The sequence below is a fragment of the Novosphingobium guangzhouense genome (genome assembly GCF_002896965.1).
Taxonomy (GTDB): Bacteria; Pseudomonadota; Alphaproteobacteria; order Sphingomonadales; family Sphingomonadaceae; genus Novosphingobium; species Novosphingobium guangzhouense.
This window is the reverse complement of the sequence record NZ_LYMM01000014.1, coordinates 102,153-128,402: the sequence shown is the minus strand read 5'-3', so window position 1 is coordinate 128,402 and position 26,250 is coordinate 102,153. Positions and strand designations below refer to the sequence as shown.

26 protein-coding genes and 1 pseudogene are annotated in these 26,250 nt (G+C 63.4%); 9 read left to right on the top strand and 18 right to left on the bottom strand.

Annotated elements, in window-relative coordinates; genetic code table 11:
• The first annotated feature begins 59 nt into the window (after positions 1–59).
• From A8V01_RS04830 to A8V01_RS04805, 6 genes and pseudogenes are all read left to right on the top strand, one after another.
• Positions 60–674 (top strand): TetR family transcriptional regulator, encoded by a 615-nt coding sequence (locus A8V01_RS04830; protein ID WP_170065833.1) that lies wholly within the window; start codon positions 60–62, stop codon positions 672–674.
• 69 nt (positions 675–743) lie between these two features.
• Entirely contained in the window at positions 744–3,044 is a 2,301-nt protein-coding gene (locus tag A8V01_RS04825; RefSeq protein ID WP_103094796.1) for a membrane-bound PQQ-dependent dehydrogenase, glucose/quinate/shikimate family, read from the top strand.
• A gap of 24 nt (positions 3,045–3,068) precedes the next feature.
• Positions 3,069–4,646, top strand: coding sequence for a long-chain-fatty-acid--CoA ligase (locus A8V01_RS04820; RefSeq protein WP_103094795.1), 1,578 nt, complete (start codon positions 3,069–3,071; stop codon positions 4,644–4,646).
• A 30-nt stretch (positions 4,647–4,676) separates the two neighbouring features.
• Positions 4,677–6,389: an acyl-CoA dehydrogenase family protein gene (locus tag A8V01_RS04815; protein WP_103094794.1), complete on the top strand. Its 1,713-nt coding sequence runs from the start codon at positions 4,677–4,679 to the stop codon at positions 6,387–6,389.
• 105 nt (positions 6,390–6,494) lie between these two features.
• Positions 6,495–6,659: pseudogene (locus A8V01_RS04810) on the top strand (glutathione S-transferase N-terminal domain-containing protein); the annotation flags it as partial.
• A gap of 45 nt (positions 6,660–6,704) precedes the next feature.
• A protein-coding gene (locus A8V01_RS04805) for an IS5 family transposase (protein ID WP_103094793.1) occupies positions 6,705–7,462 on the top strand; the annotation gives its coding sequence in 2 pieces (ribosomal slippage) (positions 6,705–7,038 and positions 7,038–7,462; 759 coding nt in all).
• A 714-nt stretch (positions 7,463–8,176) separates the two neighbouring features.
• On the opposite strand, the gene A8V01_RS04800 is transcribed toward A8V01_RS04805, so the two are convergent.
• The gene (locus A8V01_RS04800; protein ID WP_103094792.1) at positions 8,177–8,524 is read right to left on the bottom strand and encodes a hypothetical protein; all 348 of its coding nucleotides are present in this window, start codon (positions 8,522–8,524) and stop codon (positions 8,177–8,179) included.
• A 190-nt stretch (positions 8,525–8,714) separates the two neighbouring features.
• On the opposite strand from A8V01_RS04800, the gene A8V01_RS04795 reads away from it, so the two are divergent.
• A complete protein-coding gene (locus tag A8V01_RS04795) occupies positions 8,715–8,951 on the top strand; it encodes a hypothetical protein (protein ID WP_170065832.1) in 237 nt (78 codons plus the stop codon).
• Here the strand turns inward: A8V01_RS04795 and A8V01_RS04790 are convergent, their stop codons facing one another.
• From A8V01_RS04790 to A8V01_RS04730, 14 genes are all read right to left on the bottom strand, one after another.
• Positions 8,952–9,473 (bottom strand): hypothetical protein, encoded by a 522-nt coding sequence (locus A8V01_RS04790; protein WP_103094791.1) that lies wholly within the window; start codon positions 9,471–9,473, stop codon positions 8,952–8,954.
• Positions 9,474–9,754: 281 nt separating this feature from the next.
• Positions 9,755–10,738, bottom strand: coding sequence for a DUF2493 domain-containing protein (locus A8V01_RS04785; protein ID WP_103094790.1), 984 nt, complete (start codon positions 10,736–10,738; stop codon positions 9,755–9,757).
• A gap of 601 nt (positions 10,739–11,339) precedes the next feature.
• A complete protein-coding gene (locus tag A8V01_RS04780; RefSeq protein WP_103094789.1) occupies positions 11,340–12,365 on the bottom strand; it encodes an IS110 family RNA-guided transposase in 1,026 nt (341 codons plus the stop codon).
• Positions 12,366–12,491: 126 nt separating this feature from the next.
• Complete coding sequence (locus A8V01_RS04775) at positions 12,492–13,502, bottom strand: DUF2493 domain-containing protein (RefSeq protein WP_103094788.1); 1,011 nt, start codon at positions 13,500–13,502, stop codon at positions 12,492–12,494.
• 86 nt (positions 13,503–13,588) lie between these two features.
• On the bottom strand, positions 13,589–13,870 hold the full coding sequence (locus A8V01_RS04770) for a hypothetical protein (RefSeq protein WP_103094787.1): 282 nt from the start codon (positions 13,868–13,870) through the stop codon (positions 13,589–13,591).
• Positions 13,871–13,953: 83 nt separating this feature from the next.
• A complete protein-coding gene (locus tag A8V01_RS04765; RefSeq protein ID WP_103094786.1) occupies positions 13,954–14,421 on the bottom strand; it encodes a DUF736 domain-containing protein in 468 nt (155 codons plus the stop codon).
• A gap of 561 nt (positions 14,422–14,982) precedes the next feature.
• On the bottom strand, positions 14,983–15,168 hold the full coding sequence (locus A8V01_RS04760; RefSeq protein ID WP_146037184.1) for a ribosome modulation factor: 186 nt from the start codon (positions 15,166–15,168) through the stop codon (positions 14,983–14,985).
• Between the two features lie 83 nt (positions 15,169–15,251).
• Positions 15,252–15,470: a hypothetical protein gene (locus tag A8V01_RS04755; protein WP_103094784.1), complete on the bottom strand. Its 219-nt coding sequence runs from the start codon at positions 15,468–15,470 to the stop codon at positions 15,252–15,254.
• Between the two features lie 643 nt (positions 15,471–16,113).
• Positions 16,114–17,037: a hypothetical protein gene (locus A8V01_RS04750; protein WP_211294956.1), complete on the bottom strand. Its 924-nt coding sequence runs from the start codon at positions 17,035–17,037 to the stop codon at positions 16,114–16,116.
• A complete protein-coding gene (locus tag A8V01_RS04745) occupies positions 17,034–17,240 on the bottom strand; it encodes a hypothetical protein (RefSeq protein WP_103094823.1) in 207 nt (68 codons plus the stop codon). Before A8V01_RS04745 ends, A8V01_RS04750 begins: the two co-directional genes overlap by 4 nt.
• A 31-nt stretch (positions 17,241–17,271) precedes the next feature.
• Entirely contained in the window at positions 17,272–18,570 is a 1,299-nt protein-coding gene (locus tag A8V01_RS04740) for a sigma-70 region 4 domain-containing protein (RefSeq protein WP_103094783.1), read from the bottom strand.
• Positions 18,571–18,582: 12 nt separating this feature from the next.
• Complete coding sequence (locus tag A8V01_RS04735) at positions 18,583–19,785, bottom strand: ATP-binding protein (RefSeq protein ID WP_103094782.1); 1,203 nt, start codon at positions 19,783–19,785, stop codon at positions 18,583–18,585.
• 78 nt (positions 19,786–19,863) lie between these two features.
• Positions 19,864–20,112, bottom strand: coding sequence for a hypothetical protein (locus A8V01_RS29115; RefSeq protein WP_245892335.1), 249 nt, complete (start codon positions 20,110–20,112; stop codon positions 19,864–19,866).
• Positions 20,109–21,542: a sensor histidine kinase gene (locus A8V01_RS04730; RefSeq protein WP_245892334.1), complete on the bottom strand. Its 1,434-nt coding sequence runs from the start codon at positions 21,540–21,542 to the stop codon at positions 20,109–20,111. The genes A8V01_RS29115 and A8V01_RS04730 overlap by 4 nt, the downstream gene beginning before the upstream one ends.
• A gap of 141 nt (positions 21,543–21,683) precedes the next feature.
• Here A8V01_RS04730 and A8V01_RS28470 point away from each other — a divergent pair, with 141 nt between their 5' ends.
• Positions 21,684–21,848, top strand: coding sequence for a hypothetical protein (locus A8V01_RS28470; protein WP_170065831.1), 165 nt, complete (start codon positions 21,684–21,686; stop codon positions 21,846–21,848).
• A 92-nt stretch (positions 21,849–21,940) separates the two neighbouring features.
• On the opposite strand, the gene A8V01_RS04725 is transcribed toward A8V01_RS28470, so the two are convergent.
• The 3 genes from A8V01_RS04725 to A8V01_RS29685 form a co-directional block, all read right to left on the bottom strand.
• Complete coding sequence (locus A8V01_RS04725) at positions 21,941–23,023, bottom strand: DUF5983 family protein (RefSeq protein WP_103094781.1); 1,083 nt, start codon at positions 23,021–23,023, stop codon at positions 21,941–21,943.
• A gap of 16 nt (positions 23,024–23,039) precedes the next feature.
• Entirely contained in the window at positions 23,040–23,501 is a 462-nt protein-coding gene (locus tag A8V01_RS04720) for a hypothetical protein (protein WP_103094780.1), read from the bottom strand.
• Between the two features lie 439 nt (positions 23,502–23,940).
• Positions 23,941–24,966, bottom strand: coding sequence for a LysR family transcriptional regulator (locus A8V01_RS29685; RefSeq protein ID WP_425437262.1), 1,026 nt, complete (start codon positions 24,964–24,966; stop codon positions 23,941–23,943).
• Between the two features lie 136 nt (positions 24,967–25,102).
• On the opposite strand from A8V01_RS29685, the gene A8V01_RS04710 reads away from it, so the two are divergent.
• On the top strand, positions 25,103–26,161 hold the full coding sequence (locus A8V01_RS04710; RefSeq protein ID WP_103094779.1) for an alpha/beta hydrolase: 1,059 nt from the start codon (positions 25,103–25,105) through the stop codon (positions 26,159–26,161).
• Positions 26,162–26,250: the final 89 nt, after the last annotated feature.

Here is a 26,250-nt window from a genome sequence, read left to right as displayed (position 1 = left end):
CATGGAATAAATTGACAGCAATCAATCATTCGCAGATATTGTCACCGATGACAATAGCGATGATCCCTGCCCGTCGACGTCGCCGCCAGCCGGACGAACTGCGCGAGGAGGCGATCAGTGCCGCGCGCGGGATCCTCGTGGCTGATGGACCTGGCGCGATCACCCTTCAGTCGGTCGCCGCGGCGCTGGGAATGACGCACGGCAGCATCACCCACCATTTTGGCACCGCCGCCAATCTGCAGGCGGCAGTCGCCGACGGACTGATCGAGCAGCTTTTGACCAAGGTTCGAGCAGGCACTTGGGCCTTGAAGGCGGGACAGATCAGTGAAGCGGATCTCGTCGACCTTGTGTTCGACAGCTTCGAAACGACGGGGGTCGGCAAGCTCATCGGGTGGCTGTCGGCGGTGCAGAGCCCCCTACTCCAACCGTTGTTCGAACGGTTCGCCCGTCTATCGCACGACATTGCGACTGACCGCAGGGATGGGTCCGCCTTCACCGAAGCCGAGCTTCCGATCATTATCGAGAGCATCGTCACGCCGGCCCTGAGTGCATCCCTCATCGGCTCCGGTCTTTTGCAGGCGCTTGATCTTCCGCCGGTCTTCACGCGGCAGCGGGTCGCCGAAAACCTCGCGGCACAGCGTGCGGCGCGCGTCGCTGCATCAACAACCGGATAGCCGAACCGCGAATCAACTGCCCGAGAGAGGCGCCCTACCCCACTAACATTTCTTGGATCGGAGTCCCCAATGTCGAAGATCGCGAGACTCTACGCAGTCGTTCTGTTGATCATCGGCGCCGCTCTGACGGCGGGTGGTCTGTGGCTGGCGGCGCTGGGCGGAACACCATATTACGCCATCTTCGGCGCTACACTCGCCCTTGCAGCCGTCTTGGCCTTGCGGAACCACCGCCAGGCGAACTGGGTGCTTGTCTTCGCATTGGCCGGCACGGTGATCTGGTCACTATTCGAGGCGGGGCTGCGCTTCTGGGACCTATTTCCCCGTCTCCTCGCACCGATTGCGCTGGTAGGACTAGGCTTAGGACTGTTCCCATCGATCGTCTCAGGCAACGCCCGTCGCGGCTTCCGGCTCGGTGCTGCGGCCTGCGCGATCGCGTTCGCCGCCATGTTTGGGTTGGCGTTCGTGCCGCATCCCACCGTATCCGCGGTTGCAGCGGCGGACTATTCTCCTGGCGCAGGGGACAATGCACCGCAGGACTGGACGTCGTACGGCGCAAGCACCGCTGGGCTTCGATACGCCACCTACAACAAGATCAATCGCGACAATGTCGCCACGCTGAAGCCAGCCTGGACGATCCGGACCGGCGACATGGGCCCTGGCATCGACCAGAACACGCCTCTCCAGATCGGCGATACCCTCTACAGCTGCACCCGCAACAACGTCATCCTCGCGCTTGATCCCGATACGGGTGCCACGCGCTGGCGCTTCGATCCTCACGCCAAGGCGCCCTTCTGGCAGCGGTGTCGTTCGCTCGGCTATTATCAGTCGACGACAGCGTCAGGCGAATGCCAGCAGCGTCTCATCGCCACCACCATCGACGCGCGATTGATGGCGCTCGACGCCAGGACGGGCAAGCTATGCCCGGGCTTCGGCAATGACGGCACCGTGTCGCTCGCCGAAGGCATGGGGCCGGTAAAGCCCGGCTTCTACTTCCAGACCTCCGCTCCGCTCGTCGCGCGCAACATCATCGTGATCGGTGGCTGGGTGGTCGACAACGAGCAGACCGGCGAACCGTCGGGCGTGATCCGCGGCTTCGACGTGATAACCGGCAAGCTCGTCTGGGCCTGGGACCTGGGCAATCCGGCAATCACGCGTGAGCCGCCCCCCGGCCAGACCTACACGCGCGGTACGCCGAACATGTGGACCACTGCGGCCTATGACGACAAGCTCGGCCTGATCTACGTGCCGCTCGGCAACGCCACGCCCGACTATTACGGCGTCCAGCGCAAGCCGTGGGCGGACCGGTACAATTCGACACTTGTCGCGCTCGACGTGACCTCCGGCCGCGAGCGCTGGAAGTTCCAGACGGTGCATCACGACCTGTGGGACTACGATCTTCCCGCACAGCCTGCCCTCGTCAATCTACGCGGCAATATCCCGGCACTTCTGTTGTCCACGAAACGCGGCCAGCTGTTTCTGCTGAACCGGGCGACCGGGCAGCCGCTGAGCCGCGTGGTCGAAAAGCCCGTGTCGTCGGCGGGCAGCATGCCGGGTGAGCGGATGTCGCCGACCCAGCCCTATTCTGTCGACATGCCGGTTATTGCGGAGACGCTGAACGAGCGTCGCATGTGGGGCATGACCATGTTCGACCAGCTCGCCTGCCGCATCTCCTTCCGCCAGTCGCGCTACAGCGGTGATTTCACGCCTCCGGGCATGACCCAGTCCATCGAGCATCCGAGCAATCTCGGCGGCCTGAACTGGGGCAGCATGTCCGTCGACGTCCCCAACAACCGGGTGTTCATGAACGACGTACGCGTGCCGATGACGGTCCGCCTGATGACCCGTCCGGAATTCACCGAATTCGCCAAGAAAAACCATCCGGATGGTACCGGCCACGGCCCATCGCCGCAGCTCGGCACGCCTTATGGCGTCAACATCCAGATGTGGATGACGAAGCTCGGTGTTCCATGTTCGCGCCCGCCGTTCGGAACAATCACCGCGGTCGACCTCAACACCCGCAAGATCGCATGGCAGGTGCCGGCCGGCACTGCCGAGGAATTGGGGCCGCTGGGGATCAAGTCGCATCTGCCTATGCCAATCGGCATGCCGACCTATGCCGGCACCAGTGTGACCGCCGGGGGGCTGCTCTTCTTCGCGGGGTCGCAGGATTACTACCTGCGCGCTTACGACACCTCGGACGGCAAAGAGGTGTGGCGCTACCGACTGCCGGTCGGCTCAAGTGCGACGCCGATGACCTACATCTCGCCCAAGACCGGACGCCAATACGTACTGGTGTCGGTGGGCGGAGCTGCTCATTCGAAGGACGTCGGCGACTACGTCATCGCGTTCAGCATCCCCCAATCCAAATAAAAAGCGTACCACTTAGGAGAGTTTATGACACAGCCGAGATTGCTCGAGACTGTCGCTGCAGAGGCGTACAGCTATCCCCTCCTCATTCGTCGATTGCTTCCCAAACCAGAGACAACGAGTCAGGAGATCGTCAGCGACGGACGGCGGTTTGGTTATGCTGCGTTCATCGAGCGGATCCACCGCCTTGCATCTGCCCTCTCACAATTTGGCGTCAAGGCCGGTGATACCGTCGCAGTCATGGACTGGGACAGCCACCGTTATCTCGAATGCTACTTTGCGATCCCCATGCTTGGCGCGATCCTGCAAACGGTCAACGTTCGCCTCGCGCCAGCTGCGATCGGCTTCACGCTTCGGCAGAGTGGCGCGTCTACGCTGCTCTACCATGACGATTTCAAGCCCCTCGCCGACGTGCTTTTGCCCGGGCTGCAAATTGAGCGCTCCGTTACCTTTGGCGGCAGCGCCGCGGACGGCTTTGAAGCTCTTATCGAAACGGGCGATCCCGGTTACGTCTTCGAAGACTTCGATGAGAACGCGATTGCCACGACGTTCCATACGACCGGCACGACGGGCGACCCAAAGCAGGTCTTCTTCTCCCATCGTCAGCTCGTCCTGCATACCCTGGCGGCGGCTGCGACGATAGCAAACCAGCCGATCGGACAGGGCGTCACGCGTAACGATGTCTACATGCCGATCACGCCCATGTTCCACGTCCATGCCTGGGGCATGCCGTATGTCGCAACGATGCTGGGAATGAAGCAGGTGTATCCCGGACGCTACGACCCGGCCACGATCCTAGCCTTGAAGCGCGATGAGCGCGTGACCTACTCGCATTGCGTTCCGACGATCCTCCGGATGGTCATCGATGTTGCTCGGGCCAATGCCCTGGATTTGGCCCCCTGGACGATGATGATCGGCGGCTCGGCGCTTCCCGAAGCGCTGGCGGAAGAGGCGGAGGGTGTCGGCGTCATCGCACTCTCCGGATACGGCATGTCCGAGACCGGACCCGTCGTGACCCTGGCGCGCAGCAAGCCGGGCGAAGCTGTCGGCGTCCGCTGTCGCGCTGGCTTCCCACTGCCGCTCGTCGAGGTCGCGGTCGACCAAAGCCGTGGCGGCGAATTGACGATCCGCGCGCCCTGGCTCACCCAGGGCTACTCGCTGCAGGACGCCTCCGATGCGTTGTGGGAAGGCGGACGCCTGCACACCGGCGACATCGCTGAGCTCGACGCGGACGGCGCGGTCCGGATCGTCGATCGGCTCAAGGACGTCATCAAGACCGGCGGCGAATGGGTGTCCTCGCTGGAACTGGAGTCCCTCCTGATGGAAGCTGCCGGTGTGGCAGAGGCGGCCGTCGTCGGAATTCCCGATGCCCGATGGGGTGAGCGGCCGGTCGCCTTCATCGTCCGCGGCGCTGGTCCGGCGGTGACGGAAGGATCGCTGCGGCACGCGGTATCCGAGCGAGCGCAGACGGGCGCGATTTCGCGCTACGCCATTCCGGATGCGATCTACTTCTGTGAGGTCCTGCCGAGGACGAGCGTCGGCAAGGTCGACAAGAAGGCGCTGCGGGAGACGGCGATCACGTCCGCCTCGCTAGCATCCGCCTGATCACACGATCGTTTCAGAAAGCACCGAAGTATGACTTCTTCACCTGCGACCGCTGAGATCCGGTTCGTCCTTGTTACGATCGCCCACATCCGCGACCTTGCTCAACACGATCGGTTTGCCGATGCCAGCGATGACGTCGTCGATGCCGTCCTCGAAGGGGCCGGCGAATTCGCCAGCGGCGTATGGGGACCGATCAACGGGATCGGCGACACGGTCGGCGCGCAGTGGACTGACGATGGCGTCGTGATGCCCGATGGCTATGCTTCTGCATATCAGGCCTATGTGGAGGGCGGATGGGGTACCATCGGCGTTCCCGTCGAACATGGCGGTCAGGGACTACCCTTCGTGCTGCAGACCGCCGTGCTCGAACTGCTCGGAACCGCGAATACCGGCTTTGCGCTCTGTCCGACGCTGACGGTCGGTGCAATCGAAGCCTTGGTCCATCACGGTTCGGCCGATCAACAGGCACTATACCTGCCGCAGCTCGCAACCGGGGCCTGGACGGGCACGATGAACCTCACTGAGCCCCAGCCAGGATCTGATGTCGGCGCGCTTCGCGCGCAGGCGTTTCCTCGCGGCGACGGGACGTGGTCGATCAAGGGCACCAAAATCTACATCTCGTTCGGTGACCATGACATGGCCGAAAACATCGTCCATCTCGTCCTTGCGCGAACGCCGAACGCACCGCCCGGAACGCGTGGCATCTCCCTATTTCTCGTGCCCAAATTCCGCCTCGACGCCGCCGGGAAACCAGCCGAGCCCAACGACGTGAAGGTTGTCTCGATCGAGCATAAGCTCGGGCTGCACGCATCACCGACCTGTGTCCTGAGCTTCGGCGATCACGACGACTGCATCGGCGAACTCATCGGCCCGGAACATGGGGGTATGCGCGCCATGTTTACGATGATGAACAACGCGCGCCTGAACGTCGGTCTGCAAGGCGTCCAAATCGGTGAGGCGGCAACGCGCAAGGCTGTGTCGTACGCGCTGGAACGGGTCCAGTCTGCCCGCGCGGGGGCGGCTGATCGCACGCCGGCGCGCATCGCGGATCATCCTGACGTTCGGCGCATGCTGATGCGGATGTCTGCACAGACGCAAGCGGCACGCGCCCTGGTCTACTATGCCGCTGTGCAGGTCGATCTTGCGGCGCTCGGCGACGAGGAGGCGCAAGATCGGCTCGAGATCCTCACGCCGCTCGCCAAGGCGCATGCCACCGATCTCGGGAATGAAATCGCGTCGATTGGGGTCCAGGTGCATGGAGGCATGGGCTACGTCGAGGAGACAGGGGCTGCGCAATTGTTCCGTGATGCTCGAATCACGCCCATCTACGAGGGTACGAATGGCATACAGGCAGCTGACTTGGTCGGACGGAAGCTCGGTCTGTCCAATGGCAAGGCCTTCGAAGCCTTATTGACGGACTTACGGACAACAGCAAAGGCGGCGCCGCTAACGGAACTCATCTATCACTGTGAAGATATCGGACGCCGTCTCACCGGAGCGAATGCTGACGACCGGCTCGCTGCAAGCTATCCGTTCCTGACGATGTTATCGGTCGCGGTCTGCGGCTGGTTGATGGAACAGCAGCACAGCGCAGCGACCGATGATGATTTTGGCCAGGTCAAAAAAGCGACCGCGGCATTCTATCTCGACCAGATAGTTCCTGAAGCTATCGGGCTTGCTGCCGCAGCCAGTGCACCAGCCGATCAGCTCTATGCGATTGATCCCGCCTTGTTGCTGGCGTGATCCCACCCTGCACACAACGCTTGATTCTGGTTAAATCAGCACGTGCAGCAATTTCAAAGTACGTCGACTGCCTTGAAAGTCAGCCGCTCATCAAGAGTGTCGGAAATGATTATAGTTCATCATCTCGAAAACAGCCGATCGCAGCGCATTCTTTGGGCTCTTGAAGAACTTGAGATACCATACGAAATCGTACGTTACGAACGTAATCCAAAGACCTTGCTTGCTCCGCCCGAATTGCGGCGGATACATCCGCTAGGGTCAGGACCCATTGATGTGAGCGTCACGATCTGATTCAGGCTCCGCAAGGAGACCGGAATGAGCGATCTGTTTTGGCTGACTGATGAGCAGATGGAGCGGCTGCGGCCGTTCTTCCCCAGGAGCCACGGCAAGCCGCGCGTGGATGATCGGCGGGTGCTGAGTGGCATCGTGTTCGTCAACAAGAACGGGCTGCGCTGGCGAGATGCACCCGCCGCCTACGGTTCGCACAAGACGCTCTACAATCGGTGGAAGCGCTGGGGTGAGGCAGGCGTGTTCACGCGCATGATGGAGGGGCTGGCGGCGAAAGGTGCCGAGCCGAAGACGGTCATGATCGACGCGACTTACCTGAAGGCGCACCGCACGGCCTTGAGTCTGCGGGTTAAAAAGGGGATCTTGGTCGCCTGATCGGGCGCACCAAAGGCGGCATGAACACCAAGCTCCACGCCGTCGCCGACGCGAACGGCCGGCCTTTGAGCTTCTTCATGACCGCTGGCCAAGTCAGCGACTACACCGGAGCGGCAGCGCTGCTCGACGACATGCCCAAGGCGCAGTGGCTACTTGGCGATCGCGGCTATGACGCCGACTGGTTCAGGGACGCTCTCCAAGCAAAGGGCATTCAGCCATGCATCCCGGGTCGGCGATCACGCAACGAGCCCGTCAGGTATGACAAGCGCCGCTATCGGCGCCGCAGCCGCATCGAGATCATGTTCGGCCGCCTCAAAGACTGGCGCCGCGTCGCCACCCGCTACGATCGCTGCCCGACCGCCTTCTTCTCCGCCGTTACCCTCGCTGCCACCGTCATCTTCTGGCTGTGATCAACGAGTCCTGACCCTAGGAACACTCAAAGGGACGGCCGCAGCTATCCCGTTTGGGATCGAGAAATGGGAATGGCTTAGCGTTCCAAAAATTCTTCTCGCATGGCGTTTCGGTAAGGCGCTGCTCACCCGTTGAGGCTCAACGCATGAGGAACTCATGCTCGAGTTGCAATCGATGGATATCGCGTTGCAAGGCTTCGAGTTGGCGCTCAAGTGCCTCGCGCTCCGATGCTGGCGGAGAGGTATTCCTGCTGGAGCGAGGACACCATGATCTCGGTCATGCAGCAGCGAGTCCAGGCCTTTTGATGAAGGTATCGGTCGAACAGATCCTGAATCCGCGCAGGACGCGTACCACAAGATATCTCACGTTAACTCAATGGGATAGCACCGCCCTCGTCGGTGCCGTGGTCGGCGTACGACGCTCCGCTGGAACTGAGGCATACGCGTATTACGGCCATATACCCTTGTTTTTACAGCCTAATGGGCCCGCAGCACCCGTGCGTAGGGTCCATTACAAAACGGCCTCGCGCCGTGCGTCCCGCCTTACGCAGCGCGCTCGCGCTGCGCAGCCTCGCACCGGCAGGGGCGGGGCACCCTTGCTGCAGTTTCGCGGTGGTGCGTGGCGAGGAGGTTTGAGGGATGGCGTTCATGGGTGGGATCTCCCCGAAAGCAAAAAAAGGGACCGGGCATCAGGCCCGGTCCCGGGGTATGTGATCAGCCCTGCTGGGCGACCAACGCGTGCGCTTCCAGGATGAGCATGGCCGCCTCGTCGTCACGGCCCTGTGCCCGGATGATCCGATACGCATTGGAGCGGGCAGCTATCCGGGCGAGCTCCGAAGCCCGGTTCCATTCCGCCTCGTATTCCTCGTCGCACTCGCCGGTGATCACGAAGTCGCCGGTCTCGTGATCGGTGTAACCATAGTACTGGCCCGCGTAGGAATTAGCCCGTTTGAGGTGGCGCTCGATCCGGCGGATGAGAGCGAACCCCCTCGCCTGCGCCTGGAAGTAATGCGGTTCATAGGTTTCGACGAAACGGTCGTAATCGGGTTCGATGGTGAGCATGGAAGCCTCCTCATGGGGGTGTCCGCGGACGACAGGCACCGCGGGCCGATGGATGGGATGGGTCGGTGGAGAAGTGGCCAGGCGCGACGCCCCGCCGGTTCCGCAGGAAGCGGCAATCCCCGCTTGCGCCGGTCCGTCGATGTGGCACAGTCGCGAGCGACGGGCAGGCCATCGGGGAAGGACGATGGACATGCCAAAGATAACGGAAAGGGATCGGCTCGCCGATCTCGAAGCGCGCCAGCGCAAGATGAACGATGAACTGGAAAGCGCGCGCCGTGCCCTGCGCGGCAAATATGCCGCTATGATCGCGGAGATGCCGGTCGAGAAGCTCACGGAAAGGGAATTCCGCGAGCTTCTCACACAGGCGGTCCGGGTAGGCGGCGGCGCGGCGCTGACGGCGATTAAGGGACTGCCGGCAGCGATCTGATCACGCGCTGGTCATCACCAGGTTCCGGCAGGGATGCGCCTCGAGAAAGCTGTCCCTGTCGGAATCCGATCTCAGGGTGATGAACCGCGCTTCGGGCCCGAACCAGATCATGATGAAGCGCCGCTGCGCCGCCAACCGGTGGATATTCGCAAGGCTGCCTCGGCTGCGACCATCCCAGATCACGAGACCGAGGGCGGCATCGCGCGCCATTGCCATATCCTTCGCGGCATGGAAGGCGGCGGTGCCCTTTCTGCCGGAAGTCGGAATGTTCCGGACAGGCCAGTCGCCCAGATTATGGCGGGGTCCCTCGCCGGAACAGTAGACCCTGACAGCAGCGATATCGCGATCGGAAAGAAGGCGCTGGACCAAGCGATCGACGCCGTGCGCATCCCCGATCCAGATGGGAAGCGCGCGGTACAGGAAACCGTCGATGCGTTCGATAACAGGTTCGGGCAGTGCGGTAATGGCGCGCGATCCGGAAATGAAGACGGCCGAATTAGAGAGGTGCAGATGCTCGGACATGGCTTTAATCTCCTCGAATGAGCCACCCCTCTCTGCCCTCCTCTCCTCTGGTGGCGGACGCGGGCCAAGCCCCCTCAGCCAACCCCGCCCAGACCGCACCCGGAGGGTGTCCCTGCGACGAGCACGGCGAAGCCGCGCGCAGGAGGCCGGGACCGCCTCGCGGTCCCGCATCGCGCCCGCGACGGACCCGCCTGCGGGTCCCTGAGCGGGGGCGAGAGCTACGCTTGATAAAAGGAAATGAGGACCGGCCCGGCGAACCGGACCGATCCTCTGGCGGAACCTCACTGTGCCTCCCACCCCTGATCGCTGAGCCTCACGAACCGCGCCGGGATACGCTTCTCCTTCACGAGGCGCGCGAGGTGGGACTGCAGGCCCGACCCTTCGCAGACCAGCGCCTCGACGGGTCGCAGTCCGACCATCTGCTCGTTCCGGACGAACCCCGCCCTCTTCCCCAGCTTGGCGCTGAGGCGGAACGTGATGAGCTTCACCTTACGCGAGGCGGCCCACGCTGCGGCCATCGCGTCGCATCCCTTATCCTGTGCGGTCGTCGCCAGCACCATCGCCGGGTTCCGGGATTTCGCGTCGTCGAGTTTCGCCCAGATCAGGCGGTCGTCAAACCAGCAGTCCGCGCCGCCGGAGAAGATCACGATGGGTCCCTGCGGGTTATGCGCGTCAGTGCGGCGCTGGCGGCGGGCGGCCAGGAAATCGGTGGCGGCGATGACCGAGGCGGTGCGCTTACTCGAGACCAGCGACCCCTTCGGTGCCGACCACGGCCGTCCGGTTTCGGTGTGGAAGACGTCGGCGGCATGGTCGCGCATGCACCGCAGCGCGTCGGTGGCTTCGTCGAGGAATTCGAGTTCGCCCTGTGCCTGCTCGAGTTCGACGCCGTGGATTTCGCTGCCGTCGGCGCGCCGCAGCAGGTCCTGAACCTCGCGCGTCGCCTTATCGGCCTGCCCCTGCCACTGGTCGGCGACGTGATGGAAACTGTTCACGATGCCCCATGCGAGGCGCTCGGCGGCAGGCTGCAGCCGCGTGTCGCGCAGCAGGTCGAAGAGGGTCGTGACGATCAGCTCGACGGCAAGCTGGGCTTCGCGCGGATCGGGCATGTCGGTCGCCATCTCCTCCTCGCCGCGCCCGATGCGGACCCCGTCGAGATCGGAGGAGAAGGCAGCGTGGAAGTCGTCGGTGGCGCCCGCCATCGTCTCGTGCGCGATGAATTCGGCGATGTCGGAGAACGGGCGGACGCTGCGGTGGATCTTCGTCATGGGAACCTCCTGTAGAAACGAAAGAGGTTCCCCCCTGGGCACGGGCTTCGAGCGGCGGGGTCAAGGATCGCGGAGCGACCGGCGCAGCCGGCGATGGGGGTCACGATTTTTCCGGGCGGCCACATTGCCCGAATGGAAGCATGACGCCCGACCCGCCCGGAAAAATGGTGGGGCCCCGTCGTCCTTGAGGCCGGCGCGGTCCCGTGCCACGATTGGAATTCTTGAGAGAGAGAAGAGGCTTTGCGAATCTGGGGCTCGATGCCCCTGATTCGCAACGGGTGCCTCCAGGCGCCTGCCTCTCAGTGGAGCGCCCGCGACCTCGCGGCCCGGCACGCCCCTTGCGCAAAAACGTATGGCTCGCCCCGTCGGCAAGCGGTTTGTGTCTGACGATCTGATCAGTCTGCGAAAACGTATCCGGCCTTTCAGCATGCTGCTGTTGGCCAAGATGGAGATCCGCGCGTCCTGGTCCTCATAAAGGGGCCGGCATCGGGTGCCATTTTACGCCGTAGGGTTCCAGGACACCGGTCGACTGTCAGGCCATCTGTCACTCACCTCCCGCAGACATCATCTGGCCGGTGCACGCCGCATCGGCCGATCTCGTTCACGCCGCTAGTGCGACTGGTTCGTAGGTGCGTTCGTGACGCAGCAGCGCCCAAACGATGCGCGCCATCTTGGCTGCCAGCGCCACCACGACGGTATTGGGGTGGGAGCGCGCCAGCAATCCCCGCAGCCAGGCGCCCAGTCGCGTATCACTCTTGCTCATCGTTGGCAGCGACGAACGGGCGCCCTGGATCAGGTTCTTGCGCAGATAGCGGCTCCCGCGTTTAGTGATGCCGAGCAGTCGCGGCTTGCCCCCGGTAGTCGCCTGGCGCGGTACCAACCCCAGCCAGGCAGCAAGATCCCGACCACGGCCGAATGATCGGGCATCTCCGACCGCTGCCACCAGCGCGGTCGCGTTGAGTGCACCGATACCGGGGATGGTCAGCAGCCGCCGCATCCGCTCATCTGAGTGAGCAGCCTCGGTGAACTCGGCATCGAGATCTGCAATCCGCTCATCAAGGGCAATCCAGCGCAGACGCATGTCGCAGACGAGCCGGTGGATGCGAGGACTAAGCACTGGCTCGTCGCCATCCAGCATCTCACCGAGGCGAGCGGCAAGCTTTGCACGCCCTTGCGGAACGATATAGCCACGTTCGAAGAGAATGCTTCTTATCTGGTTCATCAGCGAGGTACGGTCACCGACGAGCTGATCGCGAATGCGGTGCAACGTCTGCATGTCGAGTTGCTCCTCGGTCTTCAGCTCCACAAACCGCATCGTCGGGCGTGTCGCCGCTTCCGCAATCCCCTCGGCATCGCGATCATCGTTCTTCTGCGCCTTGACGTAAGGGCGGACATATTCCGGCGACATCAACCGCACGGCATGGCCTTGTCGTGCCAGCGCCCGGCCGATGTGATGAGCGCCGCAGCAAGCCTCCATTGCCACGGCGCAGGCCGGCAGGCTCGCAGCATAGGTGATAACCGTCTCGCGTCGCATCCGCCGTCGCACAACGACCTTGCCCGTCGCATCCAGCCCGACCACGCTGCAGCTGTTCTTGCCCAGATCAATCCCGAGAACCGATATGTCCATGACCCTTGCTCCTTCCTCAAACGACCTGCTGCCGTAAGACAACAACGCCTAGTTAAGGGGCGAGCCATCCATAAAGGGGGACGGCGCGGCGCGCCGTCCCTCGAAAAATGCGCTGAGACTTCGATCTCAGGCTACTCGGCGAGAGCGGCCCCGCGGAAGCGCGGTGATCTTCTCGGCGGGTGCCTGATCGGCCTTTCGGAAGGCATGGATCGGAACCCCGACCTTTCGCAGCGCCTGATAGAGGTTCGCCTGAATGCCCGAGCCCTCGCCCAGCACGGCTTCGACAGGTTTCAGTTCGACCAGCTTGCGATTACGGGCAAAGGGCGCGCCGCGCCCCGCGCCCATCATCGAGTAGGTGACGAGCTGAACCTCGCGGCTCCCCGCCCACGAGGCCACGATCGCGTCGAAGCCCTTACGCTGCGCGGTGGTCACCAGCGTCATGTGCGGGATCCGCGCGAGGATCGCGTCGAGCCGGTCCCACAGGATCTGCCAGTCATGCCATTCGGCATGGCCCGAGGCGACGACGATCGGGCCACGCGGGCGATAGCGCTCGCGCTCGGCGAGTTCCCGGGCGCGCAGGAAGTCCTGTATCGCGACCTGCGTGGCGGTAGCGACCTTCGAGACCCGCGAACCGCGCGCAGGCGACCAGGGACGGCCCGAAAGCACGCGGAAGGTATCGGCCGCATAGTCCCGCATGCACTCGACCGCTTCGCGCTGTTCGGACAGCGACTGGCACAGCAGCTGCTTCTCTTCGAGCTCGGTGTTAAACACCTCGGAAAGGTCGGAGCGGCGCATCATGTCGCGCAGTTCGTCGGCCAGCAGGTCTTCCTGCCGTTCGAGCTTTCCGGCGACGAAATGGAAGCTGTTCACCATGCCCCATGCGATCTCGGGGGCAAGCGCATCGAGGCGGGTGTCGGTCAGAAGGTCGAAGATGGTGGCGATAACCCCGGCGCAATCGGCCTGTGCGTGGAGTGGCTCGGGCATGTCGTGTTCGCCCGGTTCATCCCCCGGGCTGATGATCGAGAGGGGGATCGGATCGCCGAACGCGCGCTGGAATTCCGGGGTCGCGGTCACTTCGGCGAACAGCGCGGGCAGGTCAGCGAAGCGGCTGATGCTGCGCGAATGGTCGTGGCTCATGGAACTTCTCCCTGTCAGGGGGGCAAAAGGAGAAGGGCCGCGAACGCGAGGGTAGCGCCGCGGCCCTGCATGGGTATCGTGCCGGGTCAGTGCCTGCTCGCCCGGGCGGGCGCGACGAATGTCGCGCGTGTCAGGACGGCATCGACGATCCCGGCCGCGTGCGGCGCGAGCGGCGTATTCTCGAGCAGGTCGTAGATGGCGGCGATGATCTCGCCGCAGGTGATGCCGGCCGGAATGTCCGGCACGTGGGACGCGGTATCGACATGCCGCGCGAGCAGGTCGCGGATCGAGGGGCTGGCCATGATCGCCGCGGAGAGCGCGGCAAGGTCGGTCAACGGGGCGGAAGAATGCAATGAAGAGCGGCGCATGGGATGTCTCCTCATGGGCGAAAAAGAAAGAGGCCGGGGAAGCCTGACGCCTCCCCGGCCCGATGGGACTGATCAGCGCGTGATCAGAACGGGTCTTCCTCCTCGAACGAGGTGTCCGAACCCGACCGTTCGCCGCCGGCACCCACGGTGCTGTCGCCGAAGCCGCCCTGACCGCCCGGGCCGCGATCGTCGTACCGGCCGCTGCTCGCGCCCATGCCGCCACCGAAGTCGGAGCGCATGGTGTCGCGGCGCCAGGCGACCATGTAGCCGCCATGATCGGCCGGGAAGAGCGCGATCGGCAGCGGCTCGGGCAGGCTGGGGTCGTCGATATTCCCGGCGAGGAACACATCCCCCTGCTTCGACACGGCCTCCCACAGCGCGCCGATCTGGACGTAGCGGCGGGCGATGTTAAGCGCGAGGATCTCGTAGACCGGAGCCTTCGGATTATCGCTCACGACCTTGCGCAGCCCGACACTGGGCAGATCGATGGTGCGGGTGGCGATCGAGCCCTTCAGACGGCCGTTCCGATTAAAGATTTCACCGATGTTCATCGTCTTTACCTTTCGAATGTCGCTCGAAAACCATTCTCGGCGACACCCTCACCGGCCCTTCTCTCCTCTCTATCCCGCCCTCGCCTCCCGCGCCGCCCGCCCGCGGCGAGGCGCACCGCCTCCCCCAGCGCGACGCCGCTGCGGTCCACACGCAACGCCCCCGCCGCCCGCAACTCCGCGCGACACCGCGGCACGATCAGGGGCAGAGGCGCGGCGCGAGGGATGATGAAGGTGGATTGGGGCGCGAAGCCGGGGGCGCGGCGGTAGCCGCGCGGGTGCTAGTCTCGCGGGAGTCCCCGTAGCGAGGCGCAGCGGCGTGAACCGGCGGTCATCGCAGACACTGCGGGAGCGGCGTGGTCGGCGGCACCGGCAGGTGCGGTCCCGGTATCGGGAGCGAACGGGAGATAGGGGCGGGCCGCGCGGCGGAAAGACTGGCCTTCGAAAGAAGGCGGATGCGACCGCTCGAAATCCCCAGCCAGTTCGGAGTTGAAATTGATGTAACGGCGTGATCGGCCGATCTGGGAAATGGCGAGAGCGTAAAGGTTGGAGCCAGTGTTCCGGCTACCGCTTACGTGCCGTATCGCAGGACGCCAGCATCGTGCCGAACGCCTGGGACACGCGGCCTTCGGAGTAACCGCCTATCCAGGCTATCCGTTCGAGATAGGTCCTGTAGGGATTAGCGGATGTGGGCTCGCCGCGCCGTGCCGCCACGAAACCGAGGTGGCGGATCATCGAGAATTCTTTCAAGAAAGCCTCCTGATTCGCGGAAATATTGCATTGCAGCATGCGGAGCACAGATAGTCCAGAGCTTCAGTTGGAATGTCGCGCTTCTACTCCGGCCCTTGCTCGAAGGCTTTGGCCCCTGCGCGTTGGAAGGCCTCAAGAACCTCCGGTCCCAGAAGGCGGGCGGTTTCGCTGCTTTCCAGGCCGGAATACGCGATGGTGTAGGTGCCGTCTTCATGCGTGACGATCCTCACCTCGATGTCGCCTTTCGACGCGGTGGCCTGGGCCAGATCGATATTCCACTCACCGATGCGAACCTTTGACATAGTCGAAGCCTCATGGAAGATTTGGGAATCGCGGTGCCCCGGCCGGCAAACAGCACCAGAAACAGCGGCCGGAGCGAGGTGCCCCACATGGCCTGTGATCAAGGGGTTGTGCTTGCATCGGTCACTCGGAAGCTCCCTGGGGCATCCGTTAGGCAAGGATGCGGCGCCACCGACGAGAGCCATTCTTCCGGATCGCGCAGCCGCAGTATTGGCAGGTTCCGATGTAATGATCCCCGTTCCACCACATATCTTTCCGGAACGATTTATGATGGTCGAGCGGACAAAAAACGAAGCGCCACACCAAAGAGATCATAAGTCGTTCTCCAGGACTGCGATGCCCCTATGCGGTGGGCCTTCCTGCGCCATCGCGGCCCTGACGATGAAATTACCCGCCTGCCCCTCGGGTGCGCAGGTGGCCTTGAAGATTGGGACACGTGACCGCAGGGGCGGCCAGTTCTTAAGGCCGAGCAGATTGTGAATGCTGCACGCGCGAAGAGTCAAGGGGGAGCGTTTCCCGGCGGGTTACAGCGAGACGAGCGGTCGAACCTTCGTCGGTGCAGGGCACGCGCGAATGCAAGCTCTTGCGGATAGCCAGTACGCGAGGCTGGCTAAATGAACATCATGTCCCATGCGGGTGAGGTAATCAGGCGGCGAGCTTATCGACGCCTTCATTGAAGCGATCGATCCATTCTCGTATATGGGGCCGCCGGTCCACGGGAATGGCCGCAGCGACACGCTGGAAATCAATGAGATCGACAGGTGCGCCTGCGACGATGGCGTCGATCTCGTCGGGATCAAGAAGCCCTCGCTGCCGGATGAACATGGTCATGGAGCCGGGACGGGCTTTTGTCGCCCGACGCCACAATCCCTCGACATTGCGCAGGCGTGGCGCGGCCCGCGCCTCAACCAACACGATCAATCGAAGCACCCAGCGCGGCAATTGCGCGACTTCCTCGGAACGCATATGCGCACAGATGACGCAACTCGATTTCGGGGGAACCGGCAAGCCTTCCGCCTCAATTCGCCGGATGCAGGCGTCGCGGTCCCAATGCCATTCGTGCAGAAGCGGATAAAGATAGTCGTATCGGGCATCCACGATGCCTTCGCGGTTCGCATAACGCCGGCTGTCGGCAGGTGAAGCGTCATACCCGATCAGCTTGACAACCTTACCGCCAACCTGCCATATATTCTTTGCAAGTTGCCATTTTGACACCCAAAGGTCTTGAGGCTGCATCTTCCATTTGACCGAACAAGATTTTCTACCAAATGAGGCAGATGGCAAAGTCGAGTTCGTCAGGCAATTCTCCAATATTGTGAAGTACGGCGGCCAATGCTTGAATTTCCTTGGCTCGTATCGAACAATATGGTGGAATATGCCTCGATCGTCCATCCATTTCTTAAAAATCGGAAGGTAGTCGTAGCTCTGGGGCTTTTCGGCGCCAGTATCCGCGGTCAATACGGCATCCAGCCTTCGTCCCCGCGCCACCCATTCGATAATCATGGCGGTGCTGTTTACGCCCATGCCCCAGGCGGCCACAACTGGGTGGTTGGCAGATGGCATCGTCATGCCACCATCGCCAGCCAGCGATCGGGCCATGCCGGCGGCCGCATCGTAACCCTGAACGCCTGAAGCGGCGCGACGCCATGCACGACATAGTGCGGCACACCGGTCGCACGCCGCAGCTGCTGGGCCGTCCTCAGCGCATGATCGAAGCCGGAGAGTTGCCGCCGCAGAGACGACAGGCTGCTGGGCGGGACAGGCGTGGACATGAAACCTCCGGAAAAGAAGCGGCGGCCGGGATCAGGCAGCGATCGGAAGATCGACACCGGTCGGAACAGCGGTATCGAGCGCCAGCAGGCTGTGGAGCGTGACAGGTGGCCGGTTCGCCCGCCGCGTCTTCGGCCCGCGCGTGGGCCGCGCCGGATCATTGAACCGGCAGCCGAGACGCGCGGCATGCTTGCCGATGACGGCGGGATCGCGGCCAAGGGCCTGCGCGACATCGACCATCGAGACGCCATATGTCCAGGCGTTGCGGATCGCCCTGTCTTCGTCGGCGCTGAACGCGCGCATGAACCCGTGGACCAGCCCCATACGGTTCGCATGATAGAGAACGGCGCGCACGCCGCGGCCAAGCGCTTCGGCGATCTGGCGGGTCGGAACCTTGCCATAGTCCGCGCGTAATCGCGCTTCTTCCTCGGCCGTCCAGACCGGTCCCTGCCGAAATCCGTCCCGGCGGACATGCGAGCCCCTGAGACCAAGCGCCTCGGCCCGCCAGCGGATCGAGTGAGGTGTGCGGCCAAGCCGCTCGCGCAGCGGTGTCAGGCTCGCGCCCGTCGCGTAAGCATGACGCAGAAGCGCGTCCTCCTCGGCGATCCACGGACGCCCCCAGCCCCTGCCATACCCCAGCTTACGAAGCCGTTGCCCAAGGCTACGGCTGTTCCGAGCCGGAAAGCCTTCGGCCACCAGAACCTCGGCGATGGCGACATAGCGTGATCCGGTTGCCGCGAGTTCGAGGGCGCGGTTCATTTCCGCGTCGCTCCAGTCGTCCGGCTGGCAGGCATGACGCAGCCCCAGCGCAGCGGCACGCGAGATGACACCGGTGAAGGCTCGCCCGATCAGGCTCGCGATCTGGGCTACGGGAATGCCTTTCGCGTAGCCGGCGCGCAGCTGAGCGTCCTCCCAGCCACTGTACGGCGGGGATCCGGGTTCGGAGAGGCCGAGCAGCCGGGCGCGAGCATAGAGCGCGCTCACTCCGCGGCCAAGGCGGGCGGCCAGCGTCGCCGTCGGCTCGTGGGCGTAGCAGCGCGCCATTTCCTCGTCGTCCCAGTCGCTCCATGCTCGCCGCGAATTACGGCGCAGGCCCAGGTCATGGATCCGGGTAGCGACAGCGGCCCGGGACCGCCCAAGCTGGGCGGCGATCTCCTCGATCGTGCAATCGTCGATAAATGCCGCGCGGAGACGCGCCGTCTCATCGGGAAGCCATGCATCCCCGCGGAAAGCCAGTTCAGAAAGCGGAATGGTGGGCACGGTCTCCGTCGCGGGGACGAACGGGGTCAATTCGACGATATCGGCGTCGAGATCGAAGCTGGTCTGGGTCATGGTGGGCTTCCTTCAGGCCAGGCCGACGACCGGGGTGTCGACGACGCGCAGGCGCAACCGGGCGGACAGGCGCGCGATACGCGTATCCCCGCGCGGCATGGTGTCCGAGGCGCCGATCGCGGCGAGCAGATCGAGACCGGCGTCGACGTCAGTGGCGGGGAGCGCGAGATGACGCGCGAGGTCGTCTGCGGTGGTGGCGTTGGGCGCGATGCTGCCCAGCGCCCCGACAATGCGCGCGGCGGCGGGCGCGGCAGGATCGAGCAGGAAAGCATCGAGCGCGCGTTGGCCACGCATGGCGGCATGGGTGCTCCTGGCTGGTGCGACTTCGCGCAAGGTGTCGAGGTCGAGGAGCGTCCGGCTCTCGTCCGGGTCGAGGTCGGCAGCGGCGACCAGATCGGGTGTCCGGCCGATATGCGGTGTGATTGTCGTGTCGATTTTCGCCAGTACGGGCAGCGCCGAAAGCGCGGGACCGAAGGCAAAGAATTCTCCCGGTGGCAATTGCCGCAGCACCGCCGCCTGATCGCCGCCGAAACCGAGCAGGTCGGCGGCACGCGCCACGTCGCGATCGAAGACGTTGAGGCCGATCAGGTGATTGTGCAGTTCGGAGACCACCGAACTGGCGAGCTTGGCGAGACGCTGGGTGGCGATGATCGTGCCGATCCCGCGCTTGCGGCCCCGCGCGCACATGTCGGTAAGCGTGGCGACGCCCAAGCGACGGGTTTCCGCATCGCGGGCCGAGGCCGCCATATGCGGCGCGAGCAGATGCGCTTCATCGATGCAGACCAGCACCGTATGCGCCCAATGCTCGCGCGGCGCTGAGAGGAGCCCTGCGAAGAAAGCGGCGGCCTTCTCGATGCGGTGGTCGGGCTCCAGATCGGTGAGATCGAGATGCAGGGCAATGCGGTGCTGGCGTGTGCGCAGCGCGAGCGCGGTAAGACCGTCATTGGCGTAGTCGCGCGCGATGACGGTGGTGGCGCCGATATGCGCGGCAAGATTGGCGAACTCGCCTTCCGGATCGACGATGATGGTCGTCAGATAATCGAAAGCCTCCTCGATGATCCGGCGCAGCGTCTGGCTCTTGCCGGCGCCCGAGGATCCCTGGATCAGGCAGCGGCCCGACATCAGCTTGCCGAGATCCAGTTCCAGCGTGCCGGTCGAACAGTGACCGAGCGGAACTTTCGCATCGCGGGTGAAGTCATGAGTGGCGATGGTCATGGGCATGGCTCCTTCGTCCGGTATCGTCGTAGCGACGCCGGGTCTGATGCTCAGGGGATGGGTTCGGGCGGCGGCTTATCAGTCCGGCATAAAATCGGCAGTGATGCCGCCGCGATCCGCGTGGATGACAATCCGGCGATCCTTCGGGATCAGGCAGGCGAGATGATGCCGCGCCTCCATCAGGATGGCCTCGACGGTGGCGGCGTCCTCCCCCAGAAGAACGCCGGTCGCCACCTGCCGGGCTTCGCGCGCGAAGGCGCGGGACTGGGTCTCCCAGCTATCGGCGTCAGCATCGTCGCGCGAAGAGAACAACGTCGCATGGATCATGCATCCCAGGCGATCCGGGTCGATACCGCTGCCGCGGGTAACAAGGACCACGGCCTCCTCGATATCCCAACTGCCATGGGACAGATCAGGGCCGGGATTTCAATGGAGTGGACGTGTCGCGGCGCATCCTTATGCCCTGTCTCGGCAATCTCCACGTCGGCAACGATCCTGTCGACGAAACCTGAAGCGAAACCGCATGGAAGGCGATCGTCTTCACCATAAGGATGTTCGATGCCGTCCCGGTAAATCCGGAAGGAAACATAGAGGATGATCGGTAGAGCATCGTACCAGTCATAGCCGTCGAGCCAGCGTTCCTCCTCCACCAGCACGAAATCCTGAAGCGGTGGCTGATGGTGGGCGAGTGCCAGCGCCTGCGCGATCTCGGAGCGAAGCGGCGGGACAACCATCAATGCGCCAGCAGAGGCAGTCTCAGGGGCAGTTTTCGCATTGGCGGCCCTTTGATGTTCATCGCTGGACAGTGGATTCCAAATCGAGAGCCCTGGCAGTACCGCAGGCAGCATCACACCGAGTTCTCGAGCCCGCAGCCATAAGGCGAAGGGCAGGCGATGGTCCTCCTGGGCAGCGATGGCCGTGTACAGGGCCCGTTCGGTGGCGATGCGCAGCGCCTTCATCGCCTCGTTCGTGATCACCGCGTTGCGGGCCGGCAGGGCGAGGCGAATTTCAGGCGCGTCGATCACATCGATGCGAACGGACCAGCGGCAGTCCTGCCTCTTCAACTCGAATATATTGGGAAGAGAGCACGGGACAGCCAGACCATGGAAGTTGATGCGCGGGCCATCCTGCTGGACCAAATTGCCTTTATAAACGCCGATACGGCAACCGCAGGCCTCTTCGATCAGCAGTGCATCCTTCAGAAAATCCTCGCGGGGCAGCAACGCACCGTCCAGCATCACCGGCAAGGGATAGTACCGCGCGGCCTCAGCAATGGCCGAACAGATGCCCATCTTCCAGTCGCCGGATATCTCGATGCGGACCATCGTTCCCCAGCCGAGGTCGCAAGGCTCGGGTTCGAGCGCCCTGTCGCCATTCCAGGCTTCAGCGGGAATCCGGACCTTCCAGCCGTGTCCCATCGCGGGCGAGAAGACGTGGATCTCGATGGCACGACCGGCAAGGCTGAACAGGCCGATGCCGGCCGGAGCCTCACGCCGCATGATATCGTCGCCCCAATCGGATAAACCGAGGGTCAGGAGCGCAGCGGGATCGTCGATGCCGCAGCCGTCATCGTGGATATCGAGAAAGGCGCGGCCGTCTTCCTCGACAAGGTTGATCATGATGTTCTGCGCGCTGGCCCGGCGGCAATTCTGCAGGATTTCGTGGATCGCAGCGAGCGCGCTGGTCGCAACAAGGCGGGACGCGCAGCAAATGGCGTCCTGGCTGACTGCGATCTCGATCGTGGCGGGAAGAAGCATGATCATCTCCTGTCTCGGCGACGGACCAACCGGCCGTCTCCCCTACTCCGCCCCCTTCCCTTTCGTCCCGGCTTGACGCTCTGCCGACGCAAAGCGCCAAGACAGTTGTCGTCGCGGTGAGCGTCCTGCAATGAGGAGGCGATGAGCGATTCAAACGATGTGAAACTGCGGGACCTCGTGCGGCGACTGCCCGACTGGATGCGCAAGGACCTGGCCTCGAGCGATGCACCCCGGCGCGAGCGCGCGGAGGATGCCCTCCATGCGATGCTGCTGCCGCTGCTGGAGGCCGGCGCGGACGCTCCGTGATGGATTGAAGGCGATGGTATTCCGAGTGGTGCCCATCGCCGGCGGGATGCCAGCCAGACTCTTCCTGGCTGGTAAGCCGTTCCTCGATGCGGTCACCAGTCGTGGACGGGGAGATCGGCGGCGCGGTCTGCGTCGCAGTCGAGGAGCAGGAACTGGAAGCCGCGATCACGTCCGAACGCGATGATTTCCTGGAGATCATCCGGGATCTGCGCTCGGCGGTCATCCGGAAGCGGCCGCGTCGGCACGAACCAGCCATAGACGGAGGCGGCGATGTCGATGGGGCGGTCGCTCGGAGGCCAACAGGCCCATTTGTCGAGAAGGCCGGCCGTCTGCACCGTCAGATGGGCGGTCGACAGCACGCAGTAGGCGCCGCTTTCGATGGAGCGAACTGAGCGGACCGCCGGGAGAGGCTCCAGGCGCAGGATCTCGGTCGAATAGCTTTCCGAAGGGTGATCGTCGAAATAGGCTGCCATGACCTCGTCAGCTGGCAGTGTATGCGGATCGCGCCTGTCGCCGATCTCCTTCCACCATTCGCGCGCATATTCCGCCATCTCCGCGACGAGAACGTCACGGTTCAGGCCTGCGTAGAAATTGATGCCATGACGGTGCTCGATGATGCCCAGATGGACATCAATCGGCCAAGGCAGCGCACAAACCCTGAGCCCGCTTTCGCTGGCGCCGATCACCCCGATCAATGTGGCGCGCGCGGCGGCATCGAGGCTGTCCGGCCTCTCCAGGGCAGCGCGCACGCGGGCGAGCAGGGCGACATGATCGTGCCGAGTGATTTGCGGCCCCGCTGGCTCGGGCGACTTCGCCCCCGCTTGGGCCGCCGTAGTCACATTGTCCGTCATGTCAGTGCCCGAAGCATCTATCCGGATCGCCGGATTATCGGGATCCGACCAGTCGATGGTGTCGATGACCCACTGTTTCACAAAGGACCAGTCGAAACAGAAGGGGCAGGTCTCCTGGTTCCTGTACCAGGCGGCATCGACCGCATCGATCCAGCCCACGACAATGATGCGCATGGCGCAGGTCCCCATCGCCTCGAACGATTTGCGGATCGCCAGCGCACGAACGAGAGCGTCGGGTTCGGCGGCCGGATGGTCGCGCAGATCGAGAACCGCTTCCCAGAGGGAGGCGGCGGCTTCGAGATGGGAAAGTGTGTAATGTATCATATGCATCTTTCCTGGATCAGGCGGCGCGGCGATCGGTGGACCGAGGCGGCGCCAGTTCGGCGGCGGTCAGGGTGTCGATGCGCGGGACGACGGCATCGAAAGCGGCATTGAGATCAATCGTCGCGACGCGGTGGGACGCGCTTCCCGGGTCATGCTCGAGCCGAAGCGCGATCGGCGCCAACCAGGTGGTCATCTCTGGAAATACCGACGGCAACAGAAGCGCTTCGATGCGCCGCGCGGCGAGGCCGAGCTGGGCGGCAAGATCGAAGGAGACAGCCATATCCCGTTCGAACCAACGATGGGGCGCAATCGTGTCGGCAATGCGCGTGCATGCCGCACGGATGGTCGCGGTCTGGACATGCAGGACCGCAACGCGGTGTCGCCGATCGGGATCGACGTCTTCCAGTGACACCAGCGCGCGATAGGAATAGAGAGGCGCGCACTCGGCGAGGCGGGTGCGGGAAACGATGACATCCATCGGATAATCTCCTGTGGCACGAAAGAGGCAGTCGACCGCCCCGGGTCCGTCGCCCCAGCCCTCCTCCCCTCTCCGCTTCCCGCTCGCTGTCCCGCGCACACGTCCAAGATCGGCCGGAAATCGGCGGCTATGCTACGGGAGACGTCAGTTGTCGGGATGTAAGGTACGCATCATTCAGCCTGCTACGGAGCTGGTCGCCGTGTTGTCGTAGAGCGGCGTATCGCCGGGCTGCCAGTCGCCTGCGAGCCAGATGCGACCGTTATAGCTGATCCGGGCGATAACCGTGTCGCCGATGGTCAGTTCAGCTTCGGCAAGGTCCCTCGCGCCAAGGCCGCTGCGGTCGAGACGGACGCTCTACCGAGCGCCCAGTTCGCGCCCAATCAAGCCGTTCGACAATGATATGGCCGCGCTTGGAAGCAGACATACAGATTACGGGGGTCTAAGACCCGGGCGGCCCCGCTCTGCAGAGAGGGCCTTTGGGTAGGCTCACGTCGTAATCGCGGGGCGTGCAACACACGCTCATTCGTTCAGCTGTTAGCGCCTCTCCCATCGCCGCGGCTCCGTTGGCGCTACCCGTCACGGTATCGCAATGCGTCCACGAACAACTTGAAGGCTGGCGAGGCAAACCGACGGCTCGGGTAGTAAAGGTGATAGCCGGGAAGATCGGGCGTGGCACGGGACAGCACACGTTCAAGCCGACCATCACCAAGATGGTCCTCGACCTGATCGAGCGGAAGGTAGGCGAGCCCATGTCCGGCCACAGCGGCATCGCGAATGAGATCGATCGTGTTGAGAATAAGCGGACCATCGATGCGCACGCGTGTTTCGCGTTTCCGACTGTCAGTCGCCATCCGTTCAGCGTTCCGGAACTTGGCAAGCGGAGATTGATCGCTCGGTGCTCGACGAGCTCTGACGGTGAGTTCGGGCGGCCACGCGCTTCAAAATATGATGGTGCGCCAACGATGGCCATCGGGACATCCGCGCTGATGCGGACAGCGATCATGTCCTTCGCAATCTCGCCGCCGAGCCTCACGCCTGCGTCGAACCGATCCGCCACGATATCGGTCATGCCATAGTCGACCGTTATTTCGATCATGATGTCCGGATGACTTGGCAGAAGCCGCTCCATCGCCGGCAGCAGGACGACTTTGGCTGCATGCTCGACCGTCGTGATGCGGATCGTGCCCGACGGCTTGTCGCGCAGATCGCTCAACGACGCGATTGCGGCATCCATGTCGCGCATCATGGGCGCAAGCGTCGCAATTAGTCGATCACCCGCCTCTGTCGGTGCCACACTCCGGGTCGTGCGCGACAACAGTCGAAGCCCTAGCCTGGCCTCGAGTTTCCGGATGATCTGGCTGAGCGACGACTGCGACATTCCGAGCCGAACAGCGGCTCGCGTGAAGCTGCGCTCTTCGGCGACCATGAGAAACGCAGTCATGTCGGCCATCTCGTCGCGGCGCATTTATCACTCAGATGATAGGTTCATATATAATTGAACGTCTAATCGCAGAACTCGTTTTGGCCTAGATCTGTTTCACCAGCACGCACCGCTGACCACAATTTCCCGAAGTTCACGCACCATCTCGAGGAGAAGCGAAATGAACAACGAAGCCTATACGCTGGCCGCAGGCGACACCTCAGTCGATGTCGGCGCCAACGACATCGATTATAAGAAGGCCCTCGGCGCCGATGACGGCGGCCTCGTCGACACCGCGGTCGAGGCGATAAAGGGCATGGCTGGGAAGGTCGTCGACAAGCTCGACCCGCTGACCGAGCAATATGCCGGCCTGTTTAAGACCGGCCTGCGCACACCTGTGATGCGCAAACCAAGCGACTACGGCATGGACTTTGAGGAGACCTGGTTTCCATCGATGGACGGCGTACCGCTGGAAGCTTGGTTCATTCCGGCGGCCTCCGACAAGCTGCTCATCATCAATCATCCGATGACCTGCAATCGCTACGGCTTTCCGGGCCACCTGCCGGAGTACAAGGCCTATTTCGGCGGCTTCGAGGTCAACTTCCTGCCGGAGCTAAAGGCGCTCCATGACTCGGGCTACAACATCCTGACCTATGACCTTCGCAATTGCGGTCGCAGCGGGGAAGGCAATGGCGGGATCAGCGGGCTCGGACTGCTCGAATGCCGCGACGTCGTCGGCTCGGTGCGCTACGCTCGCGAACATCCCGTCATGGGCAAGATGCGCACCAGCCTGTTTAGCCGCTGCATGGGTGGCAACTCGACAATCATCGCGATGGCCAAGTGGCCGGACGAGTTCCGCCACATCGAGGCGCTTGCCCTTCTCAACGTCGTCTCCGGCCCGACCTTTATCGAGCGGGGGGCGGAAAACCTGGGTCTCGACCCCGCCGCCGCGGCGAAGCGGCTCGATGAGCGCTGCCGGGAAACGACTGGTTTCAGCGTCTTCGATTTCAGGCCGCAGGACTACGGTCACGGAGTCACCATTCCCACATTCGTAGCACAGCTGCGTCGCGACTTCCTCATCCACGGCGAGAAGGACGGTCAGGAGATTTTCGATTCTCTGGCCGCCTCGACCAAGGAACTGCTGTGGATCGATCAGTCGAACCAGCGGTTTTACGCCTACAATCACTTCGGCCAGCATCCCGAACAGCTGATCGGCTGGTTTGACAAGCACATGGTCTGATGGACAGCTGCCAGCTTGACGGCATCACGCTTCAAAATGAATAATCTGGGGTCGCTCTCCAAGCGGCCCCAGATGTCGCCGGGGGATGT

Excerpts from the sequence above, each read along its gene's own strand:
- A8V01_RS04775 (WP_103094788.1), bottom strand. The coding sequence starts at position 13,502 with ATGAGCCACGACCATTCGCGCAGCATCAGCCGCTTCGCTGACCTGCCC.
- A8V01_RS04790 (WP_103094791.1), bottom strand. The coding sequence starts at position 9,473 with ATGTCCGAGCATCTGCACCTCTCTAATTCGGCCGTCTTCATTTCCGGA.
- A8V01_RS04720 (WP_103094780.1), bottom strand. The coding sequence starts at position 23,501 with ATGGATGTCATCGTTTCCCGCACCCGCCTCGCCGAGTGCGCGCCTCTC.
- A8V01_RS04815 (WP_103094794.1), top strand. The coding sequence starts at position 4,677 with ATGACTTCTTCACCTGCGACCGCTGAGATCCGGTTCGTCCTTGTTACG.
- A8V01_RS04785 (WP_103094790.1), bottom strand. The coding sequence starts at position 10,738 with ATGACGAAGATCCACCGCAGCGTCCGCCCGTTCTCCGACATCGCCGAA.
- A8V01_RS04765 (WP_103094786.1), bottom strand. The coding sequence starts at position 14,421 with ATGAACATCGGTGAAATCTTTAATCGGAACGGCCGTCTGAAGGGCTCG.
- A8V01_RS29115 (WP_245892335.1), bottom strand. The coding sequence starts at position 20,112 with ATGATCCATGCGACGTTGTTCTCTTCGCGCGACGATGCTGACGCCGAT.
- A8V01_RS04830 (WP_170065833.1), top strand. The coding sequence starts at position 60 with ATGATCCCTGCCCGTCGACGTCGCCGCCAGCCGGACGAACTGCGCGAG.
- A8V01_RS04730 (WP_245892334.1), bottom strand. The coding sequence starts at position 21,542 with ATGCTTCTTCCCGCCACGATCGAGATCGCAGTCAGCCAGGACGCCATT.
- A8V01_RS04820 (WP_103094795.1), top strand. The coding sequence starts at position 3,069 with ATGACACAGCCGAGATTGCTCGAGACTGTCGCTGCAGAGGCGTACAGC.
- A8V01_RS29685 (WP_425437262.1), bottom strand. The coding sequence starts at position 24,966 with ATGCGCCGCGACGAGATGGCCGACATGACTGCGTTTCTCATGGTCGCC.
- A8V01_RS04710 (WP_103094779.1), top strand. The coding sequence starts at position 25,103 with ATGAACAACGAAGCCTATACGCTGGCCGCAGGCGACACCTCAGTCGAT.
- A8V01_RS28470 (WP_170065831.1), top strand. The coding sequence starts at position 21,684 with ATGAGCGATTCAAACGATGTGAAACTGCGGGACCTCGTGCGGCGACTG.
- A8V01_RS04740 (WP_103094783.1), bottom strand. The coding sequence starts at position 18,570 with ATGACCCAGACCAGCTTCGATCTCGACGCCGATATCGTCGAATTGACC.
- A8V01_RS04795 (WP_170065832.1), top strand. The coding sequence starts at position 8,715 with ATGCCAAAGATAACGGAAAGGGATCGGCTCGCCGATCTCGAAGCGCGC.
- A8V01_RS04770 (WP_103094787.1), bottom strand. The coding sequence starts at position 13,870 with ATGCGCCGCTCTTCATTGCATTCTTCCGCCCCGTTGACCGACCTTGCC.
- A8V01_RS04725 (WP_103094781.1), bottom strand. The coding sequence starts at position 23,023 with ATGATACATTACACACTTTCCCATCTCGAAGCCGCCGCCTCCCTCTGG.
- A8V01_RS04750 (WP_211294956.1), bottom strand. The coding sequence starts at position 17,037 with ATGACGATGCCATCTGCCAACCACCCAGTTGTGGCCGCCTGGGGCATG.
- A8V01_RS04825 (WP_103094796.1), top strand. The coding sequence starts at position 744 with ATGTCGAAGATCGCGAGACTCTACGCAGTCGTTCTGTTGATCATCGGC.
- A8V01_RS04735 (WP_103094782.1), bottom strand. The coding sequence starts at position 19,785 with ATGACCATCGCCACTCATGACTTCACCCGCGATGCGAAAGTTCCGCTC.
- A8V01_RS04780 (WP_103094789.1), bottom strand. The coding sequence starts at position 12,365 with ATGGACATATCGGTTCTCGGGATTGATCTGGGCAAGAACAGCTGCAGC.
- A8V01_RS04800 (WP_103094792.1), bottom strand. The coding sequence starts at position 8,524 with ATGCTCACCATCGAACCCGATTACGACCGTTTCGTCGAAACCTATGAA.
- A8V01_RS04745 (WP_103094823.1), bottom strand. The coding sequence starts at position 17,240 with ATGTCCACGCCTGTCCCGCCCAGCAGCCTGTCGTCTCTGCGGCGGCAA.
- A8V01_RS04755 (WP_103094784.1), bottom strand. The coding sequence starts at position 15,470 with ATGTCAAAGGTTCGCATCGGTGAGTGGAATATCGATCTGGCCCAGGCC.